Genomic DNA, 21546 nt, shown 5'->3' with positions numbered 1-21546 from the left:
TTCCTCCCGATTATACTTTTTCAATCGGCGCAAATTTAGCCAATAACCGTTTAATGCCGACAGGGCTCGGGAACGCGATATCAAGTTCGGTTTGTTCACCGTCGCCTTTGACACTAACGACCGTTCCGGTACCCCATTTTTTATGCGTCGCTTTATCGCCTGTTTTCCAACCTAATTTCTCACTGCCTGACTGATTATAGCTAGGACGAGTTACTGCTGGTCGCTTCGGTACTTGTCGATAACTTGTTGTAGCACCTGCACGATGGTGAGCTCGTGTTTGTTCAATCAGATCTTCTGAAATCTCCGAAATAAATCGAGATGGCATATTAAAATTACTTTTCCCAAACAATGTACGTGAAGAGGCGTGCGTCAAATACAAACGCTGTTCCGCTCGGGTAATTCCAACATAAGCAAGTCGGCGTTCTTCTTCTAATTCCTCATCGTCATTATTCGACCGTGAATGTGGGAAGACGTTTTCTTCTAATCCGATAATAAAGACTACAGGGAACTCTAACCCTTTTGCTGCGTGCATCGTCATTAAAATAATCGGACCATCTGCATCTTCTTCATCATCTAATGAATCGATATCTGAAATCAATGCTAAATCGGTCAAGAACGCGACTAATGATTTATCATCGCTTTGCTTTTCAAAAGCTTTCGTAACCGATAAAAATTCATCCAAGTTTTCTAAACGACTTTCGCCTTCAATGGTTTTATCATTTTGTAACATTTGACGATAGCCGGACTTTTTCAGTACTTCTTCAACGAGTTCTGTAACGGACAAATATTCTTGCATTTGCGTAAAACTATTGATCATTTTTTGGAACTCTAAAGCCGTTTGCGCTGTTTTTGGCGTTAACCCCATAAAGTCTGCTTCTTGTAATGCATCCATAATGGTACGGTCTTGTTCTATCGCAAAACGTGCCATTTTCTCGAAAGAAGTTGCGCCAATTCCACGCTTTGGCTCGTTAATCACACGAGCTAAAGACAAATCATCGTCGTTGTTAGCAATCAAACGCAAATACGCCAATAAGTCTTTAATTTCTTTGCGGTCATAGAATTTTGTTCCGCCAACGATGGTATAAGACATATTAGATTTAACAAACATTTCCTCCATGATTCGCGATTGTGCATTTGTGCGGTAAAGAATTGCAAAATCAGACGTTTTGTAGTTTTCTTCGTCCATCAACCTTTGTATCGTTTGAACAACAAACTGCGCTTCTTGACGCTCGTCTCCCGCTTTATGCAAAGTAATGGCTGTACCTTCATCGTTTTCCGTACGTAATTCTTTTGGATAGCGACTTGTGTTTTTCTGAATTACATCGTTCGCTGCTTGTAAGATACGTTTTGTCGAACGATAGTTTTGCTCAAGCATAATCACTTTCGCATTTGGATAATCTTTCTCAAACGACAAAATATTCGTGATATCCGCTCCGCGCCAGCGATAAATCGATTGATCCGAATCACCAACTACGCAAATATTCTTAAACTTGCTTGCTAACTTCTGAACCAATTGATATTGAGCATTGTTGGTATCTTGGTATTCATCTACATGAATATAATGGAATTTGTTTTGATAATACTCTATTACTTCGGGAACAGTATTGAATAAATTCAACGTTGTCATGATTAAATCATCAAAATCCAGTGACTGGTTTTTCTTCAAGCGTTTCTCATATGCTGTATAAACATCCGAGACTGTTTTCTCGTATGGATTAAATTGATTCATGTCCGCTGCAAATTGAGCAGCATCAATGCATTCGTTTTTTGATGATGAAATCGCATTTAACATCGTTCTTGGTTCGTATTTTTTCGGATCCAGATTTTGTTGTTTTAATACATTTTTAATGACCGTTAATTGATCGGTTGTATCCAAAATCGAGAAGTTTTTCGACATCCCTAAACGGTCGATATCTCGTCTTAAAATACGCACACACATTGAGTGGAATGTAGATGCCCACATACGCTGTCCTGTTCCGTGACCTAATAATCCATCAATCCGGTTGCGCATTTCACGTGCAGCTTTATTGGTAAATGTAATTGCTAAAATATTTGACGGATAAACTTGTTTTTCCAGCACCAAATAAGCAATACGGTGTGTCAGCACACGCGTTTTCCCTGATCCTGCACCTGCCATAATTAATAAGGGCCCTTCAGTCGTTTTAACTGCTTCGGCTTGTTCCGGGTTCATCCCGTTTAATAAGTTTTTTGATATCAATTCCATTGTGCACCACCTCGAACATTCGTTCTTATTAGTATAACGACTAAACAGCCGTTTCCGCAACTGCCTCTACGGTTTCAATCGCTTTATCGATATTTTCATAAATAATATTGCCAACAACGATAGTATCAGAAAAAGCCAATGCTTTTCTTGCTGTATCAGCTGAGTCAATCCCCCCGCCATAAAACAAACGGGTTTCAACAAGGACTCCTTTTACTTTTCTAACGAGTTCCATATCCCCAAACATGCCACTATACTCCATATAAAAAATAGGCAAACGGAAGAAATGTTCCGCTAACCGGGCATAAGCTAATACATCTTCGGTCGTCAAATCGGTTTGTGCGTCAGTTAATTTTGCAGCTTTGCAATTGGCATTCAAAATACAATAACCTTCTGGAACAAGTTCATCCCAATCCAAAATCTCTCCATATTCACGAATGGCTTTATGATGTAGCCCTTTAACCCAAAGTGGATTGTCACTGTTTAAAACTGTCGGGATAAAATAATAGTCAAACCCCGGAGCTACAGAATCGATTGTGGAGACTTCTAACACCATTGGCAGCTGATAGTGCTGCACACGTTCCGTTAAATAAAGGACATTGTCGAGTGTGACATTATCACTGCCGCCAATCAAGATGGCATCAGTCCCGGATTTACAAATTCGTTCCAAATGTCCATCTGTGATTTCTTTTGCTGGATCTAATTTAAAGACATGCTGCCATGTTTTGAAATCCATCTTTTTTCACCCAACTTTATCTCAGTTATCATCTATTTAGTATAACAAAAAAACCGAACAGAGTCGGTTCTCTGTTCAGTCTTTTGGAAGTTCAAAAGGTTTTTCATCTGGATAAAGACGTTCTAACATGGAGTCATAAGCGTCATTGCCATAGTTCAAGCAGCGCCGTACACGAGAAATCGTTGCTGTACTAGCACCTGTTTCATTTTTTATTTTTTCGTACGTTTTTTTCATGCGAAGCATATGTGCTACTTCTAGCCGCTGAGACATCGATTGAATCTCACTAATTGTACATAAATCATCGAAGAAACGATAAGCTTCTTCCTTATCTTTTAAGGCCAAAACTGCTTCGATTAATTGCTCTGTTTGATGGCCTCTAATTTTATCAACTTGCATGCAGCTTCCTCATCCTTTCATTGCTACCATCGTCACGGCGTATAGCTAACGGATTGCTCGATACCAGGAACAGTAGGAACAATGTGAATCCATGTTTTCCCAGGTATTAATTTTACCACTTCTCCGTCCGCAAACGGCACTAACATTCCATTAACCGAATTCCATTCGATTTCTCGAACTCCACCCGCTTGAAATAACAGAGCCTCTCCACCACTCGACAAATCAATAGACTGACGCCCTTTAGAATCGATTGTCTCATGTTGTGCTTCAAAAACTAAAACATTTGAAACTTTTATTGTTTCTAGGGTTTCTTTATCGGTCATCGCTATGCCGTTGACCGATCGGCTGTACAACTGTGATTGACCGTTATATAGAAAGTCACTGTAAAACAGTTTGTTTGTTCCGTACTCTACTCTAACCGAAAGAGCCTGTTCTTTAAGTTTATCATTTTCCGCTGAGTCATAGAAATAATAAGGTGATTGTCCTTTGTATTCTGTGGATGTTTGCGCGTTTTTCATAGCTTTTGTGATGTTCTCCATAGTGATATAGGAATTATGTGGCGCAATACGATCAGTTGATCGTTGAAATAAAGTTCCATCATATTGCATGCCGTTGACATGATCGACAACTCCCGATTCAAGCATTTCCCGAGCATCAGGACTATAACCATGTGCCACGAAGAAAGCATCATATGCTATAGCAAGTTCAACAAAATAATCACGAGCACTTCGGATTGGCCCAATCTTATTTGGGTATTCGCTTTGATAAAGCGCCACAAACCGTGTGATATTAAACTCTGCAATCATTTCAATAACGATGTCTGCTTCGGCCAGCCCCGTTTGCGGACGAGCATCGGGATGATTATTCACAACCGCCATAACAGGTCTCCCAGTGGTCGTTAAATCCATCAATTCGCCAGTAAATGGTGTCGTTGGTAAAGTATTCTTTACTACAGGCTGCTCAGGTGAAGGAGTCGGTGTAGAAGTAGAGTCTTCCTTTTTCATTAACCAAAATCCCCCGGCAACAGCTACCAATATGAGTAGAAAAACAAAGATGAACAGCCATTTTTTCATACCGATTACCTCATAAATGATGGAAACAGTATTTTCTTATTTTTGACATCATAGATGCCTTTTTGCGTAACGCGGACATACGGCAAGTGAGTAGCCTGTAAAAATAGCATTGTGTAAACGGCATCTCCATGCTTGTAGCCACGTTCTTTCAACGCTTTCTTCAATGCCTTTTCTTGTTCAATTAATTGCTCCATCGGTAAATCTGACATGACTCCCCCATAAGGAAGTGGCAAAGATTGAACAATTTCACCATTTTCAACAAGGATGATTCCGCCTTTTAATCGTTTCATTTCATTGAAAGCTAGCCACATGTCTTCACGATTTTTTCCGATAAGGATAATATCACCTGTACTTGTATATGAAGAAGCAAACCCATCTAGTCCCGGCGCAAACCCTTTAATCAACGTATTCACACGCCACTTCCCATTTTTATCGATGAGCATTAAAAAGCTTTCGTCATGTGATTTTGATAAATTGGCATCATGCGTATCGACACTTACTGTATAAGGTTTTGTAATAACATCATTTATCATTTCAATACCAAATGGCATCGAAAATTGGAAATCGTCATCCGTCAATTCAAATTCTATATCCAAATCCGGAAAAATCGACCAATCTACATTCGGCAATGAACAAACTTTCTTGCCGTCTTTTTTCAACCATACACCTTTTGAAATCACACCGGAAGGCACCGGATTCTCAATCTCATCAAGAATATTTAAATTCGCATAACGCCCTGTCGCGATTAATCCGTGTAAACTTGTTACATTATAATAACGAGCAACGTTATATGAGGCCATCATATATGCATCAATTGGTGGCACACCTGCGTCAAGTGCAATTTGAATGCACCAATCCATTACACCATCTAAGTGAAACGCCGGTGTCGAACCGTCTGTTGTCATCATTAACTTATCAAACACATTCAACTCGCGCTCCACGATTCCTTTTAACAAATTCGGCAAATCCGGACGAATTGAAGAATGTCGAAGGGTCACACCGTAGCCATGAAGTAAACGCATTTCCACTTCATCCACAGTCATGGATTCATGGTCGCCATCCGCTCCAAGTAGTCGCATACGAGCTAGCGTTTTTTCTGATGCCCCTGGGAAATGTCCCTCAATTTTTTTCAAGCCCATTTTCGCTTTTTGAATCCAATACAGCATTTGGTCATCGCCAGCGAGCAGTTTTGGCCAACCTGTCAATTCACCACCGAGTAACACGTCTTGGCGGTCTAACCACTCCCCTACTGAAGTCGATGTGAACAATTGATCTTCATTATTCAACTCTGTTTGCGAATCAAATCGAGTCCACCAATAAAAGCTAAACGGTAACTCTCTCAATTGATCCAATAATGAAAACGCTTTCTTATTATCAAGTGCCATAAAAAACGTTAAGTTATCGGACAAGAACATTGTCGTTCCACCTTGAGCCGCATAATCTGCAAAACTTTGTGGATTGTATAATTGAGTAGGGTGAACATGAGGTTCTATGTATCCCGGAACAATATATTTCCCTTTCATATCTGCCACTTCGGTAGCGGCATCAATTTTCGGCATTTCTTTGCCTGCGTAAACGATGCGATCGCTAGATATCCATATATTTCCTGTTACCCATTTCTTAAAAATTCCATGAAGATATGTTGCATTTATCAAAACGAGATCCGGCGCAATTTCTTTTGTCACGATTTTCAGTTGATTTCGAATCTCTGTATTTTTCCATAACGGATTAACCATTTGCCGGCACCTGCTTTCTACTAGTTCGATACTTAATATCCTAGCATAATTATGCATTCGAAAATAGACATTCACATCAAAAATAAGAACATTCTAATTAATTTAGACACAAAAAACCCACGCATTGGCGTGGGTTCAAACAAATTCTTATGATCCTTAGCTATATAAAATTACCGTGGAAGGCGGCAACTCCAACGGGAGCAGCACGAGCTGGAGCCACTGGACTGAGCAGAGCGAGGGAAGCGGCAGAAGCCGTACCCGTGGAACGCGTCCGCCTGGAGCAGTAAACTTATTTTTTTACTTAGCTAAAAACCCACGCGAATGCGTGGGTTGGGTCAATCAGTCATTATTAACGGGATCACTGAATGGTTTCAGGACGTCTTTCTTTTCTTCTTCTTGAAAAGTTAGTACGTCAGATACCGAATCATACGATTCTCCATAAAACTGTTCATCTTTATACGTATGAATGTCTTCGTACATTTTTTTCATGCCTTCAAAAATCTGCTCTTCTGATTCACCACTTGGCGTCCAGTAAAGGATTTCCATCGAGTTTTCTTCACCCGTTGCGAGTGAACGACGGCAGTAACCGATTGATGATGCATGTTCGAATCCTTCACGTGCATAAAAACGTAGCCGTTTTTCCGTATCTGTATCTTCGTAGTCCACCGGTTCAACTTCAAGGATAATCGGTTTGTTTTTATCTTTTAGCATTTGCAACGTCTTTCTGCCAAGACCCATGCCACGCGATTCTTTAGAGACAAATAAATAATCAACAAACGTAAAGTGTGGGAACTCTGCATACATTAAAACATGGTAAGGACCTTCATCTTTGTAGTAAACGCTTCCTTTTTCTTTTAACAACGCATCCATGTGCTCTTTTGATTTCATTTCTTCAATTGGAAAATACTGGTTTAGTTTTTCATACCAATTCATAATTAATCCCCTTTCAATTTTCATTTCACATTTTTTTTGAGGTCGTAATGGGTTTACATTCTGGAGTTTAAATAGAGGTAACCGTGGGCTGTTGTAAATCCTCATCTTTTGTGTCAATGCCTATAGGGCAGGCAAAAACAAAAATGACACATCTTCTTGTCGAATTTGTGTCATCAATGAGTATATCATATATAAAATTATTTTGCACGCCATCCTATATCGGAGCGATAAAAGAAACCGTCCCAAGATAAGCTTTTTAATTGTTCATAAACCTTGTCTTGCGCAGATTCAATAGATGTTCCACTTGCTGAAATCAGCAATACTCGGCCCCCATTTCCTGCATATCCATTCACTGTTTGTTTTGTCCCTGCATGCGTAATCTCCACTCCTGAGAGCTTTGTTAAATCGGGTAAAAGAGCACCTTTTTCAACAGTCTCTGGATAATTATCAGCAGCAACAACAACTCCAAGTACTGATTGGTCGTCCCAAACAAGCTCAGCCGGCTGACCTTGTAAAATGGCATCCATGAACAGCCCAAAATCTGACTTCATGCGGGGTAAGACAACTTGCGTTTCAGGATCGCCAAAACGTGCATTAAATTCAATTACTTTTGGACCTTTTTCCGTTAAAATAACACCTGTATAAAGAATGCCATTAAACGGCGTGCCTTCAGCTGCCATTGCCTGGACTGCAGGTTCTACAATTTCAGCATAGGTTTGATCAACAATTGCTTGTGAAATTTGTGGAACAGGTGAATATGCGCCCATTCCCCCTGTGTTTGGTCCACGGTCTCCATCGTAAGCTCGTTTATGATCTTGTGAAATAACCATAGGATAAATTTGACCGCTATGAACGAAAGACATAAACGAAAATTCTTCCCCATCTAAAAATTCTTCAATGACAACTTTTGAACCGGACTCTCCAAACTTTTGTCCTTCAAGCATATCGTTGATAGCAGCAACGGCTTCGTCTTCCGTCATTGCCACAACAACACCTTTCCCAGCCGCAAGTCCATCCGCTTTAATAACAATCGGAGCACCGTGTTGACGAATAAAATCAATAGCTGGTGCCGTTTCTGTAAAGGTCTCATAGCCAGCAGTTGGAATATCGTATTTTTTCATCAATTCTTTTGCAAAAGCTTTACTGCCTTCAATTTGCGCAGCCGCTTTAGACGGACCAAAAATACGTAATCCTTTGGCTTCAAAAAAATCGACGATTCCTTCTGATAAAGGCTGTTCAGGTCCTACAAAACTAAAATCTACTTGCCGTTGCTTTGCAAATTCTGCAAGACCAGCAAAATCCATTTCATCAATTGCAACTACTTCAGCATCTTCCTGCATTCCATCATTGCCTGGAGCTGCATAAACTCTAGTGACCGAAGCAGATTTCGAGAACTGACGTACGATGGCGTGTTCTCGCCCACCTCTTCCAATGACCAAAACCTTCATAATTGTTTCACCCCGATTAATGTTTAAAATGACGGATGCCAGTAAAAACCATAGCAATTCCGTATTCATTCGCTTTATCGATCGAATCTTGATCTTTTTTCGAACCACCTGGTTGAATAATCGCTTTTATGCCTGCTTTTGCAGCTGCTTCTACCGTATCATTCATCGGGAAGAATGCATCAGATGCCATAACTGCACCTTCTGCAGCACTACCTGCTTGATCTAATGCAATTTTAGCAGAGCCAACGCGATTCATTTGTCCCGCACCGATGCCCAAAGTCATCTCCGAGTTACATACAACAATGGCATTGGATTTAACATGTTTTACAACGTTCCACCCAAGTTTTAATGCTTCCAGTTCTGCCGCTGTCGGCTGACGTTCTGTAGCTACTTGAATATCTGCATCATCATATCCGAAAACGTCTGGCTGTTGAATTAACAAACCACCCTCAACCGTAACAGTGTTCCATTTGTCGCTAACTTTGCTGTCGAATGGAATCGTCAACAAACGAATATTTTTCTTTTGTGTCAGCAATTCAATTGCTTCATCTGAAAATGATGGTGCAATAATGATTTCTAAGAAAATCGTTGCTAATTGCTTTGCTGTATTAGCGTCAACTTCACGATTTAAGGCTACAATTCCACCAAAAATTGATGTCGAATCCGCTTCATACGCTTTACCAAAAGCATCAGCGATTGTTTCACCTGTACCAACACCACATGGATTCATGTGTTTTACAGCAACTGCTGCTGGCATTTGGAATTCTTTTATCATTTGAAGCGCTGCATTGGCATCTTGAATATTGTTATACGATAATTCCTTGCCATGCACTTGATCAGCATTGGCAATCGAAAAGTTCGAACCAAGCGGGCTACGATAAAACGCAGCTTTTTGATGAGGATTTTCTCCGTAACGAAGTGTTTGGGACAACTCATATGTGAGCGTTAATTGATCCGGATATTCTTCACCTGTTAAATCAGTCAAATAGTTTGAGATGTACGAATCGTAAGCCGCCGTATGACGGAAAACTTTTGCCGCTAATCGACGTCTCGTTTCAGGCGTTGTAGACTGTTCGTTTTGTAATTCAGTCAATACTCCAGCATAATCAGCTGCATCCACAATAACAGTGACATATGCGTGATTTTTCGCCGCAGAACGTAACATTGTCGGTCCACCGATATCAATATTTTCAATCGCATCATCTACCGTAACATCTGGTTTTGCAATAGTTTCACGGAACGGGTATAAATTAACACAGACAATATCAATCGGCGAAATGCCGTTTTCAGCCATCTGACTTTGATGTTCTGCATCATCATGTTTGGCTAATAGTCCACCGTGTACAAGCGGATGCAAAGTTTTTACACGTCCACCTAAAATTTCTGGAAACTTCGTAACTTCGTCTACGGCTGTTATTGCAACGCCGTTTTCTTCAAGAAATTTTTTAGTGCCGCCTGTCGATAACAGTTCATAGCCCATTTTTTCCAATTCCTGTGCAAATTCCAAAATTCCTGATTTATCCGATACGCTGAGTAATGCTCTTTTTTTCACAAATAGTCCTCCTAAAGATTAAGACCGATCGTTTACCGGTCGAATAATTGCTGCAATGTTGCAGGATATAATTCATGTTCAATCTGATGGATCTGATGCTCGACTTCTTCGCGTCCACGACCTAATACCGGAAACGATTGTTGTGCAATAATGTTGCCTGTATCCATTCCTGCGTCTACATAATGCACTGTGACGCCTGCGTTTTCTGCCCCTGCTGCAAGTGTTTGCCCAATTGCATCTTTTCCTGGAAACGCGGGCAAAACAGAAGGATGGATATTCACAATACGATTTTCATAAGCTTCAAGTAACACCGGACCAACCAAGCGCATATAGCCTGCAAGCACAACCCACTCTACTCCAAGATTTTGCAGTTTTTCTTTTAGCATGTCTTCGTAAAGTTGCTTCGACTCATACTCAGAAGGACTAAACGAAAATGATGCTACGCCTGCCGTTTCTGCACGTTCTAATACAAACGCTTTGGGCTTATCTGTTACAACAAGCACAATTTCAGCTTCTAATTTTTCAGCCATAATCGCATCGACAATGGCTTGGAAATTAGAGCCATTGCCAGATGCAAATACAGCGATTTTTGTTTTAGTTTTCATCCAATGTTCCGTCCTGTTGCCCTTGAAATTGGACGCCTTCAGTGCTCGAAACGCTGCCAATTTGGAATGCTTGCTCGCCGTTCGCTTTAGCGGTTTCCAATACTTTTTCAGCATCTTCAGGTGCTACAGCTACAACAAAACCAATGCCCATATTGAACACTGAGTACAAGTCGCGGTCTGCCAACTCGCCTTTTTCTTTCAGCAACTTGAAAATATCAAGTACTGGCCAGCTGCCAAGAGAAATTTTCGCGCCTAAGCCTTCTGGCATCATCCGTGGAATGTTCTCGATAAATCCGCCACCTGTCACATGTGCCATGCCATGGATTTCGGTTTCATTGCCCATAGTAGCTACTGCTTTTGCGTAAATTTTGGTAGGAGTTAACAACGCATCACCAATTGGTCCTAGCGCTTCATAGCCTTCAACTTGTTGATCAAGCGTAAATTGATTTTGCTCAAATACAATTTGACGCACAAGTGAATAACCGTTTGAATGAATACCGCTAGAAGCCAGACCGATTAATACATCCCCAGCTGCAATTTTTTCGCCAGTAACGATTTTGGATTTCTCCGCAGCTCCGACCGCAAATCCAGCGATATCGTATTCATCTTCTTCATAAAGACCCGGCATTTCTGCCGTTTCTCCGCCAATAAGTGCAGCTCCAGCTTGCACACAACCATCGGCTACGCCTTTAACGATTTGTTCAATTTTCTCAGGAATCGCTTTGCCGACTGCAATATAGTCTAAGAAAAATAAAGGTTCTGCACCTTGTGCAACGATGTCATTGACACACATCGCTACGCAATCAATGCCGATTGTATCGTGACGGTCTGCCATGAACGCGAGCTTTAGTTTTGTGCCCACGCCATCCGTTCCGGAAACAAGAACCGGTTCTTTCAAATTCAGCTCAGACAAATCGAACATACCGCCAAATCCACCAAACGCACCGAGCATTCCTTTACGCGCTGTCCGTTCTACATGGGATTTCATACGGTTTACTGCTTCATAGCCAGCTTCGATATTAACGCCTGCTTTTTCATATGCTTTTGACACACCGGTTCCCCCTTATTTCACTTTTTCTTTTTCGTGCGGTAATACTGTATCTGGATAAATATTGGTCGGGTATTCGCCTGTAAAGCAAGCTAGACAATGTCCACATTTTGATCCAGGATCTGTACGTCCAATATTTTGAACCATACCGTCAACCGATAAAAATGTTAACGAATCCGCACCAATAATTTCACGCATTTCTTCTACCGTATTGTTCGCAGCGATTAATTCACCCGGTGTGCTAATATCAATACCATAAAAGCATGGATTCTTAATAGGTGGCGAACTGATGACAACATGCACTTCAGTAGCTCCTGCTTCTTTTAGCAAGTTAACGATGCGGCGTGAAGTTGTGCCGCGGACAATCGAATCATCGACCATAATGACGCGTTTTCCATTGACGACTTGACGCACTGGTGAAAGCTTCATCTTAACACCTTGTTCGCGCAAGTCTTGTGAAGGTTGGATAAACGTACGTCCGACATAACGGTTTTTAATCATGCCCAACTCATACGGAATACCACTTTGCTCTGAATAGCCAATTGCAGCTGAAATACTCGAATCCGGAACACCTGTGACAACGTCCGCTTCAATTTGTACTTCTTTTGCTAATTGAACGCCTAGACGTTTTCGTGCTGTATGGACGTTAATGCCATCGATGTCCGAATCTGGACGTGAAAAGTAAACATATTCCATCGTACAAATCGAACGTTCTACTGGATAAGCAAAACGTTCTGCACGCATGCCATCTTTTGTAATGATTAAAAATTCACCTGGTTCAACCGAACGAACAAATTCCGCTCCAACAATATCAAATGCACACGTTTCAGACGCCGCTACCCACGCATCCCCCAGTTTACCAAGAGATAATGGACGCAAACCGTTTGGATCTAATGCAACATACATGGCTTCTTCCGTCAAAATCACACAAGCAAAAGCACCTTTTAAGAGAGACAATGCATTTTTCGCTTTTTCTTCAAATGTTGCATAGCCGCTTCGTTTAATTAAATGAGCCAATACTTCTGTATCTGAAGTTGTTTGGAAAATACTCCCTTGACGTTCTAGGTGTCCTTTTAACTGAGTTGCATTGACCAAATTGCCGTTGTGCGAAATTGCCAAACTACCCGTAGTTGAGTTAAAGAGCAGAGGCTGGACATTTTCAATGCCACTGCCTCCTGCTGTTGCATAGCGAACATGCCCAATTGCTGCATGTCCTGCTATCTTTTCAATTTTCTCAGGTGTGAACACTTCACTAACCATGCCTTCACCTTTTAATGGGAGAAGACCTTCTCCATTAGTTGAAACAATTCCCGCACCTTCTTGACCGCGGTGTTGCAAAGCGTGCAATCCGTAATACGTCAATTGTGTCGCATTCGGATGTCCCCATATTCCAAAAACACCACATTCTTCATTTAAGCTTCTGATTTCAGCAAGCATGGGATAGCTCCTTTCCAAGCTGAGCGAAGCGTTGCGACTGAATCGTTAATCCAAGTCGTACCGTCTTCACCGTTGATTACAAATTTGTCTCCCGTGACTTGGCCGACTTTCTTAGCATCTGATACGATTTTCTCGAATTGTTCTGCGTTTTCCGGACTAACTGTCACAACAAAACGTGACTGTGATTCGCTGAATAAAGCAGTTGTTGCAGATCCAGACAACGTGACTTCCATGCCTAATCCGTTACCAAAGGTTTTTTCAGCTAATGCGACAGCAACGCCACCTTCAGCAACGTCATGCGCTGATGCAACAAGTCCTTGCTGAATCGCTGATAAGATTTCTTGTTGACGTTTTGCTTCAACTGTTAAATCGATCGCTGGTGCTTTACCGAAAATACGTCCTTCGACCATTTTCTGTAATTCACTTCCGCCAAACTCTGTAAAGCTTTCACCAATTAAGTAAACAAAGTCGCCTTGTGTTTTAACATCTTGCGTCGTAACATGTGCAAGGTCTTCTACAAGCCCAACCATGCCAATTGTTGGTGTTGGGTAAATAGCCGTACCGTTTGTTTCGTTGTATAACGAGACGTTTCCGCCAATAACCGGAGAATCTAACATCGTACATGCTTCAGACATACCGTCTGCTGCTTTTTCAAGCTGCCAGAAGATTTCTGGTTTTTCTGGATTACCAAAGTTTAAGCAATCTGTAATCGCAAGTGGTTTCGCACCTGTTACGACAACATTACGTGCTGCTTCTGCTACTGCAATTTTACCGCCCACCTCTGGATCCAAGTAAATATAGCGAGAGTTACAGTCAGTCGTCATGGCTAAACCTTTGTTCGTACCACGGACACGGACAACTGCAGCATCCGATCCCGGGCTTACAACTGTGCTTGTACGCACTTGGTGATCGTATTGATCATAAACCCATTCTTTAGAAGCGATAGTTGGCTGTTTTAATAAAGCCGTTAAGGTTTCATTAAAATCAGTTACTTTTGGTTCTACGTTGTCCATTTGTTGGAACTCTGTAAAATAAGTTGGAACGGCTGAAGGCTTGTGGTAAACCGGCGCATCTTCTGCAAGTGCGTCAACTGGAACTTCTGCAACAATTTCACCTTTATGTTTTAAGCGCAGTGTCGAGTCGTCTGTTACTGTACCGACTGTCACTGCATCTAAACCGTATTTTTCGAACAACTCAACGATTTCAGGCTCACGACCAGCTTTAACGACGATTAACATACGTTCTTGTGATTCAGAAAGCATCATTTCGTATGCTGTCATACCTGTTTCACGTTGTGGAATGTGATCAAGATCCATTTCAATGCCTGAACCTGCTTTTGAAGCCATTTCAGCTGAAGAAGAAGTCAGTCCAGCAGCACCCATATCTTGAATACCGATCAACGCATCTGACTTAATTAGTTCTAAACAAGCTTCAAGTAAAAGTTTCTCCATAAATGGATCGCCTACTTGAACGGCAGGACGATTTTTATCAGAGCCATCTGTTAACTCTTCAGAAGCAAAAGTAGCTCCGTGAATGCCATCGCGTCCTGTTTTAGCGCCGACGTACATTACCGGGTTACCTGTACCTTTGGCAATCCCTTTTTGAATGTCTTCATGATTGATCAATCCGACACACATCGCGTTAACTAACGGGTTACCGTCATAACAATCGTCAAATTGAATTTCTCCACCAACCGTTGGAATTCCGATACAGTTTCCGTATCCGGCAATTCCCGCAACAACTTCTTCAAACAAGTATTTCACGCGTGGTGTTGTTAATTCACCGAAACGCAATGAGTTCAGCAACGCGATTGGACGCGCACCCATTGAAAAGACGTCACGGATAATGCCGCCAACTCCAGTCGCTGCTCCTTGATAAGGTTCAATAGCCGATGGGTGGTTATGCGATTCCATTTTGAAGACGACTGCTTGTCCGTCACCGATATCTACAATACCAGCACCTTCTCCAGGTCCTTGCAGAACACGTTCGCCTTTAGTCGGGAATTTCGCAAGTACAGGCTTCGAGTTTTTATAAGAACAATGCTCAGACCACATAACTGAAAACAAACCTGTTTCCGTGTAGTTAGGCAATCTTCCTAAAATCTTTTCGACCATTTCAAATTCCGCATCCGATAAGCCCATTTGTTGATATACTTTTTGTTCTTTTATTTGAGCAGCATTTGGTTCAAGCATGACTGACATGTGATTCCCTCCACTGTTTAACGATTGATCTAAATAAGGCCAAGCCATCTTTGCCGCCGATTAACTCTGATACTGCGCGTTCAGGATGCGGCATCATGCCTAGCACGTTTCCGCGTTCGTTAATGATTCCTGCAATGTTGTTTCGACTGCCGTTAAAATCGTCTGCATACGTAAAGACGATTTGGTTGTTTTCTTTGAGGTGATCGTATGTCGCATCATCACAATAATAATTGCCTTCTCCATGAGCGATTGGAATTTGGATTTCTTCGCCTTGTTCGTATTCATTTGTGAACAATGTACTGTTGTTTTCTACTTTTAATCCAACAGTGCGGCACATGAACTTCAAGTTTTTATTTCGTAAAAGAACGCCTGGCAATAAACCTGCTTCCGTTAAGATTTGGAAACCATTACAGATTCCAAGAACTGGTTTTCCTGCTTCAGCTGCTTTTCTTACTTCGTCCATGACTCCAGAGAATTGAGCTATCGCGCCGCAACGCAAGTAATCGCCATATGAAAACCCGCCTGGAAGTAAAATCCCGTCATAGCTGCTCAAATCTTTTGAGTCATGCCATACGTACTCTGCTTCTTCACCTAGTTCATCCTTAACCGCATGGTACATGTCCAAATCACAATTCGAACCTGGGAAAACAATTACTGCGAATTTCATTGCGAGACAACCTCCTCAATTTCATAACGATAATCTTCAATTACAGTATTAGCTAAAAGTCGATGACATAATTCATTAACTAAAGAATCTACATCGCGTTCGCTATCTTCAATAACCAGTTCTAGGTATTTGCCAATTCGTACATCTGCCACTTCATCATAGCCCATTTTATGAAGAGAGCCCATAACTGCAGAACCTTGTGGGTCCAATACACTTTCACGTAATGTTACGTATACTTTTACTTTTTTCATGAGTGTTGTCCTCCTAGACGAGTTAAAATGAGTTCGTACGCTTCTGTCAAATTCCCAAGATTACGGCGGAATACGTCTTTATCAAGCTTTTGTTTTGTTTCCATATCCCAAAGCCGGCAAGTGTCCGGCGAAATTTCATCAGCCAATAAAATTTGCCCATTTTCGTCACGGCCAAATTCAATTTTAAAATCAACAAGATCCACACCGATTTCTTTGAAAAAGCCGATTAACACCTGATTAATTTCACGTGCTTTTTGCTTGAGCTCTGCCACTTCTTCGGCAGTTGCCAGCTTTAGCATATCAACATGGTCATCTGTAATTAAAGGATCACCTAATTCATCATCTTTCAAATAGAACTCCACAACCGGGCGGCTAATAGCCACGCCTTCTTCAATCCCAAGGCGTTTAGCCATGCTGCCCGCTGTGATGTTCCGGACCACTACTTCCAATGGAATGATGCTTACACTTTGCACCAATTGTTCGTGATCAGACAATTGCTTAACGAAATGAGACGCAATGCCTGCTTCCTGCAATTTCGTGAAAATCAGTGACGTGATTTTATTGTTCAAAATGCCTTTCCCGGTAATTTCTTCTTTTTTCTCACCGTTGAAAGCCGTTGCTGAATCTTTATATTCCACCCACAAAATTCCCTGTTCATCCGTTGCATACAGGCGTTTTGCTTTTCCTTCGTACAATAGCTGACCTTTTTCCATTTTCAGAAGCCCCCGTTTAGTTTAATCCAAGTCGGTTGAAAATCATGTCTACTTGTTGCAAATGGTGATTGTAATCAAAGCAATCATCCAATTCTTCTTTAGAAAGTTTCGCTGTAATCGTGTCATTCGCTTCCACAATTTTGCGGAAATGTGTTTGGTTTTCCCAAGCTTCCATCGCACATGGCTGAACGGTATCATAAGCTGCTTCACGAGCCATCCCTTTATCGATTAATGCCAATAACACACGCTGTGAATAAATTAAGCCAAGAGTGGAATCCATATTGCGTTTCATGTTTTCAGGGAAAACCGTTAAGTTTTTCACGATATTACCAAAACGATTTAACATGTAATTAAGTGCAATCGTTGCATCTGGTAAAATCACGCGCTCTGCTGATGAGTGTGAAATGTCGCGTTCGTGCCATAAGGATACGTTTTCGTAAGCTGTTAGCATATAACCACGGATTAAACGTGCAAGGCCCGTCATGTTTTCAGAACCGATTGGGTTACGTTTATGTGGCATTGCCGAAGAACCTTTTTGGCCTTTTGCAAAAAACTCTTCTACTTCACGTGTTTCTGATTTTTGCAATCCGCGAATTTCTGTTGCAAATTTCTCGATAGACGAACCGATCAATGCCAAAACGCTCAAATACTGTGCATGACGGTCACGTTGTAATGTTTGTGTTGAAATTGGTGAAGCTGCAAGACCTAACTCTTTGCAAACATATGCTTCAACAAATGGGTCAATATTGGCATATGTTCCAACTGCGCCAGACATTTTCCCTGTTTCTATTGAAGCTGCAGCTGCTTCGAAACGTTCTAAGTTACGTTTCATTTCTTCGTGCCATAATGCTAGTTTTAAACCAAAAGTCGTTGGTTCTGCATGAACACCGTGCGTACGACCCATCATGACCGTCATTTTATGTTCTTTCGCTTTATTAGCTAGAATTTCGATAAAGTTTGTTAAATCTTTACGGATAATTACGTTTGCTTGTTTTAACAAGTAAGACAAAGCTGTATCAACAACATCTGTTGAAGTTAAGCCGTAATGAACCCATTTGCGTTCTTCGCCAAGCGTTTCAGATACCGCTCTTGTGAAAGCAACTACATCGTGGCGTGTTTCTTCTTCAATTTCTAAAATACGGTCAACTGAAAAAGAAGCGTCTTTACGGATTTTTGCTACGTCTTCTTTCGGAATATCTCCAATTTCAGCCCAAGCTTCACAAGCTAAAATTTCAACTTCTAGCCATGCATTGTATTTGTTTTCTTCTGTCCAAATTGCGCCCATTTCGGGTCTTGTGTAACGTGCGATCATTTTTAAGTTCCTCCAATTATTCTGGCCAAATACCAGATGCATCTATTTCACTCAAAGTTGCCTCTAAGTCTTCCGTTAATATCGTAACATGTCCCATCTTCCGTTTCTGCTTCGCTTCGTCTTTTCCGTATAAATGAATCGACCAATTTGGAAATTGTGCGATTTTCGAAGTAAGTGGAGCTACATGTTCTCCTAAAACGTTAACCATTACCGCTTGAGACCAGAGGATTGGCTGTCTTAGTGGCCATCCACAAATGGCACGGATATGCTGATGGAATTGCGAAATGTTCGTCGCTTCAATCGAGTAATGCCCGGAATTATGAGGACGTGGCGCCAATTCATTGACAATAATGCCCCCGTCTTCTAAGACGAACATTTCAACTGCTAATGTACCTACCATATCGAGGTGAGCTGCAATTTTCTCAGCCGCTCCTTTTGCTTCATCGATTGTCTTTTTGTCGATTCTTGCTGGAACAATTGTTTCATGCAAAATATGATCTTTATGAATATTTTCGCCAATCGGCAAAATAGCTGTTTCCCCGTGAACGTTGCGTTGAATGATGACCGAAATTTCTTTTGTAAATTCTACAAAGGTTTCGGCCACACAATCGCCGTTCGCGAACAATGCCTCTGCTAAAGAGAGTTCTTCTATAGAAGAAACTGTTTGCTGTCCTTTGCCGTCGTATCCGCCCCGTGCGGTTTTCACTACGAACGGAAATGACAAATCAGTACTTTTTTTTGTTAACTCCTCAAAAGTTGAAGCCGTAATATAATCTGCAACAACAACGCCCGCTTCTGAAATAGCTTGTTTTTCAACAATCCGATTTTGTGTCACACGAATCAATTCAGAACCTTGTGGCACATATGCAATTTCAGCTAGTTTTGATAATCCCTCGACATCTATATTTTCAAACTCATAAGTAATAACATCACTCGCTTCAGCTAATTCTTCTAACGCATGCTGATCATCAAATGGTGCGACGATTTGTATATCGGCTACTTGACCAGTTGGCGAATCCATAGCTGGATCAAGAACCGCAATTTTGAAGCCAGCTTCTTTCGCAGCTAACGCCATCATACGTCCTAATTGACCGCCACCAATAATGCCAATCGTTTGACCCGGCAAAATCGTATTTGTCATATTAAGTCCTCCGAACTTTCTAAAACTGCTGCTGTAGTGCGGTCTCTTCTGTCTTGCAAGGCTAGTGCTGCATGCTCATCTACTGTTCCCAGTATTTGAGCTGCCAGTAATCCAGCATTCACAGCTCCGGCTTTACCGATAGCGACTGTAGCGACTGGAACTCCGCCAGGCATCTGAACGATTGATAATAAGGAATCCAAACCATTTAACGCTTTGGACTGAACAGGAACGCCAATAACGGGCAAAGTGGTCTTTGCTGCTACCATCCCTGGCAAATGTGCTGCACCACCTGCTCCTGCAATAATTACATGCAATCCACGTTCACGTGCCTGTTCGGCATAGGTGAACATTAAATCCGGCGTGCGATGAGCTGAAACTACTTTCTTCTCATAACTTATACCTAGCTCATCCAATACGTCACACGCATGCTTCATTGTTTCCCAATCACTCGTACTTCCCATAATGACGCCAATTCGCGGATTCATCGATTACACTCTCCTTTTAAAAAATAAAAAGCCCTTAAATAAACTGCTCACATTACGTGAAAAGCAGTTTACTTAAGGACTGTAAATGATACGAATTTTTAAATGATGGCATAAAAAAGCACATCCTTCGCTTTACGACCAATAAGTTGCTTTCCCGCATAGTCCGGACATTTACGGTGTCCTGGTAGAGACGCAGAAGCCAATTCTTCTGCATATATGGGGTATCCTCATTTATCATAACAAGACGACGAAACTACGTCAATGATAAAGTCGAACAATAAGTTATACAATTATTTAATCGTTCGCTTTTAAAAGGGATATATTGTTATTCCTTTAGTTTATCTCCTTTAAACTGGACGATTTGCCTTATAGGTACAGGTTGACCATCCACTTCTTTAAATAAAGGCTGTTCTTTTCTGCCTACTACCGCATATCCTTCAGCTTTCATTCTATCTAGACATTCTGAAATTGTTTCATGTTCATCAACTTCAAACCATACTGTGTTTTTACTCATTTATATAAGTTTCCCCTTTTCACTGTTTTCACCCAGAATCCGCCATGAATTGTTTTTGCTTCATAGGCAATGATAAAGGCTTTTGGATCGATTTCTTGAATGGCTTTATACAGTTTTAACTCCATTTTACGCGGTGTTAAAATTTGCATCGACTGTCGCCCGCCATCACGGCCGTTTGCGTTCCAATCTGTGACACCATATCCTTTTTCGCGAAGCATTTTCGGAAGGTATTCCCCAGCTTCACTCGTAATAACATTCACCGTAATATAACCAAGCGCCATTTTCTCTTCAATCTTCGAACCAATGACAACGCCAGATCCATAGCCTAATGCATAAGCAATTAAATTTTGAAGCTGATCAAGATTATCAAGAACCAATCCTAGTCCTACTATATAAATAACCACTTCAATCATGCTGACACCAGCCGCTAAATAGCGATATCCTTTTAGGGTCATGATCATCCGTATTGTGAAAAAAGTTACATATACGATATTAATCGAAAAAATTATTAATACCATAACCCAAGGGTTTACATCCAATTTTTACACCTCTTCAATATCTATTAAGAATTAATTTTCATACTAGGGCAAAAACGCTAAGAAAGCAAGAGAGAAAAGGCCGAGAAAAACCTTGTGTATAAAGGCTTCACATAAATATTTTAATAATGTTCAATTTCTAAAAAAATTACTTTCCAAAAATCTTTTTCAAAGATGTAATAGAGGAAATTACATTCTTTATGTTATGCACTTGGAAATCGTTTGCTAAGTAAGATTCATGTTCGCTAAAAGGAACAACAAAACTAGAATTCTCTCTACTTATTTACATTAGCTTCATTTTAGTTCTAGAGGCATTTTATTTAACACTCCATAAGGCTATCGATTTTAAAAGTCACTTTTGGGTTTTAAATAATTAGGTTTAGCTACACGCAAGTTTAGTATTTTAAATCATTGCGGATTATATAGTCAAAACAAATTCTTGAATTTCCTTAACGCATTCTATTGCTACAGATTAACTTATTTGCAGCCATTTATTTTATGGTTTAAGACTAGTCAATCCAGTTATTTAGATAAACAAAAA

20 protein-coding genes and 1 riboswitch are annotated in these 21546 nt (G+C 40.9%); all 20 genes read right to left on the bottom strand.

The annotated features are described in order from the left end of the window. Positions 1-10: 10 nt before the first annotated feature. The 20 genes from pcrA to MLE13_RS13860 all read right to left on the bottom strand — a co-directional run bounded on the left by pcrA (position 11) and on the right by MLE13_RS13860 (position 20987). Positions 11-2224 carry a DNA helicase PcrA gene (pcrA, locus tag MLE13_RS13955; RefSeq protein WP_240750292.1) on the bottom strand — a complete coding sequence of 738 codons (2214 nt, stop codon included), beginning with the start codon at positions 2222-2224 and terminating at the stop codon, positions 11-13. 40 nt (positions 2225-2264) lie between these two features. After that, positions 2265-2957, bottom strand: a complete 693-nt coding sequence (locus MLE13_RS13950) for a heptaprenylglyceryl phosphate synthase (RefSeq protein ID WP_240750291.1) — start codon at positions 2955-2957, stop codon at positions 2265-2267. 75 nt (positions 2958-3032) lie between these two features. After that, positions 3033-3353, bottom strand: a complete 321-nt coding sequence (locus MLE13_RS13945) for a YerC/YecD family TrpR-related protein (RefSeq protein ID WP_240750290.1) — start codon at positions 3351-3353, stop codon at positions 3033-3035. 32 nt (positions 3354-3385) lie between these two features. Next, positions 3386-4426: a DUF3048 domain-containing protein gene (locus tag MLE13_RS13940; RefSeq protein WP_240750289.1), complete on the bottom strand. Its 1041-nt coding sequence runs from the start codon at positions 4424-4426 to the stop codon at positions 3386-3388. A gap of 5 nt (positions 4427-4431) precedes the next feature. Further along, positions 4432-6162, bottom strand: a complete 1731-nt coding sequence (locus MLE13_RS13935; protein ID WP_240750288.1) for an adenine deaminase C-terminal domain-containing protein — start codon at positions 6160-6162, stop codon at positions 4432-4434. A gap of 339 nt (positions 6163-6501) precedes the next feature. Further along, positions 6502-7095, bottom strand: coding sequence for a GNAT family N-acetyltransferase (locus MLE13_RS13930; RefSeq protein ID WP_240750287.1), 594 nt, complete (start codon positions 7093-7095; stop codon positions 6502-6504). Between the two features lie 197 nt (positions 7096-7292). Further along, positions 7293-8543, bottom strand: coding sequence for a phosphoribosylamine--glycine ligase (purD, locus tag MLE13_RS13925; RefSeq protein WP_240750286.1), 1251 nt, complete (start codon positions 8541-8543; stop codon positions 7293-7295). A gap of 16 nt (positions 8544-8559) precedes the next feature. Then, on the bottom strand, positions 8560-10095 hold the full coding sequence (purH, locus tag MLE13_RS13920; RefSeq protein WP_240750285.1) for a bifunctional phosphoribosylaminoimidazolecarboxamide formyltransferase/IMP cyclohydrolase: 1536 nt from the start codon (positions 10093-10095) through the stop codon (positions 8560-8562). 32 nt (positions 10096-10127) lie between these two features. Beyond that, the gene (purN, locus tag MLE13_RS13915; RefSeq protein WP_240750284.1) at positions 10128-10700 is read right to left on the bottom strand and encodes a phosphoribosylglycinamide formyltransferase; all 573 of its coding nucleotides are present in this window, start codon (positions 10698-10700) and stop codon (positions 10128-10130) included. Next, positions 10690-11751, bottom strand: a complete 1062-nt coding sequence (gene purM, locus MLE13_RS13910) for a phosphoribosylformylglycinamidine cyclo-ligase (RefSeq protein WP_240750283.1) — start codon at positions 11749-11751, stop codon at positions 10690-10692. Before purM ends, purN begins: the two co-directional genes overlap by 11 nt. A 12-nt stretch (positions 11752-11763) precedes the next feature. Further along, positions 11764-13185, bottom strand: a complete 1422-nt coding sequence (purF, locus tag MLE13_RS13905) for an amidophosphoribosyltransferase (RefSeq protein WP_240750282.1) — start codon at positions 13183-13185, stop codon at positions 11764-11766. Further along, complete coding sequence (gene purL / locus MLE13_RS13900) at positions 13161-15386, bottom strand: phosphoribosylformylglycinamidine synthase subunit PurL (RefSeq protein ID WP_240750281.1); 2226 nt, start codon at positions 15384-15386, stop codon at positions 13161-13163. The genes purF and purL overlap by 25 nt, the downstream gene beginning before the upstream one ends. Next, entirely contained in the window at positions 15370-16053 is a 684-nt protein-coding gene (gene purQ, locus MLE13_RS13895; protein ID WP_008496118.1) for a phosphoribosylformylglycinamidine synthase subunit PurQ, read from the bottom strand. Before purQ ends, purL begins: the two co-directional genes overlap by 17 nt. After that, complete coding sequence (purS, locus tag MLE13_RS13890; protein WP_240750280.1) at positions 16050-16304, bottom strand: phosphoribosylformylglycinamidine synthase subunit PurS; 255 nt, start codon at positions 16302-16304, stop codon at positions 16050-16052. The genes purQ and purS overlap by 4 nt, the downstream gene beginning before the upstream one ends. After that, positions 16301-17017 carry a phosphoribosylaminoimidazolesuccinocarboxamide synthase gene (gene purC / locus MLE13_RS13885; protein ID WP_240750279.1) on the bottom strand — a complete coding sequence of 239 codons (717 nt, stop codon included), beginning with the start codon at positions 17015-17017 and terminating at the stop codon, positions 16301-16303. The genes purS and purC overlap by 4 nt, the downstream gene beginning before the upstream one ends. 16 nt (positions 17018-17033) lie before the next feature. Then, positions 17034-18329 carry an adenylosuccinate lyase gene (gene purB, locus MLE13_RS13880; protein WP_240750278.1) on the bottom strand — a complete coding sequence of 432 codons (1296 nt, stop codon included), beginning with the start codon at positions 18327-18329 and terminating at the stop codon, positions 17034-17036. A gap of 16 nt (positions 18330-18345) precedes the next feature. Next, complete coding sequence (gene purK, locus MLE13_RS13875) at positions 18346-19470, bottom strand: 5-(carboxyamino)imidazole ribonucleotide synthase (protein ID WP_240750277.1); 1125 nt, start codon at positions 19468-19470, stop codon at positions 18346-18348. Then, positions 19467-19955: a 5-(carboxyamino)imidazole ribonucleotide mutase gene (gene purE, locus MLE13_RS13870; RefSeq protein WP_240750276.1), complete on the bottom strand. Its 489-nt coding sequence runs from the start codon at positions 19953-19955 to the stop codon at positions 19467-19469. The genes purK and purE overlap by 4 nt, the downstream gene beginning before the upstream one ends. 139 nt (positions 19956-20094) lie before the next feature. Further along, positions 20095-20195: riboswitch (purine riboswitch) on the bottom strand. Positions 20196-20280: 85 nt separating this feature from the next. Continuing rightward, positions 20281-20469 carry an NETI motif-containing protein gene (locus MLE13_RS13865; protein WP_240750275.1) on the bottom strand — a complete coding sequence of 63 codons (189 nt, stop codon included), beginning with the start codon at positions 20467-20469 and terminating at the stop codon, positions 20281-20283. Beyond that, positions 20466-20987: a DUF2179 domain-containing protein gene (locus MLE13_RS13860; RefSeq protein ID WP_065528534.1), complete on the bottom strand. Its 522-nt coding sequence runs from the start codon at positions 20985-20987 to the stop codon at positions 20466-20468. The genes MLE13_RS13865 and MLE13_RS13860 overlap by 4 nt, the downstream gene beginning before the upstream one ends. Between the last annotated feature and the right edge of the window lie 559 nt (positions 20988-21546).

The organism is Planococcus halocryophilus (assembly GCF_022489025.1).
GTDB classification, from domain to species: Bacteria; Bacillota; Bacilli; order Bacillales_A; family Planococcaceae; genus Planococcus; species Planococcus halocryophilus_A.
Note: the sequence above shows the minus strand (reverse complement) of the source record. Positions and strands in the feature narration are given on the sequence as shown.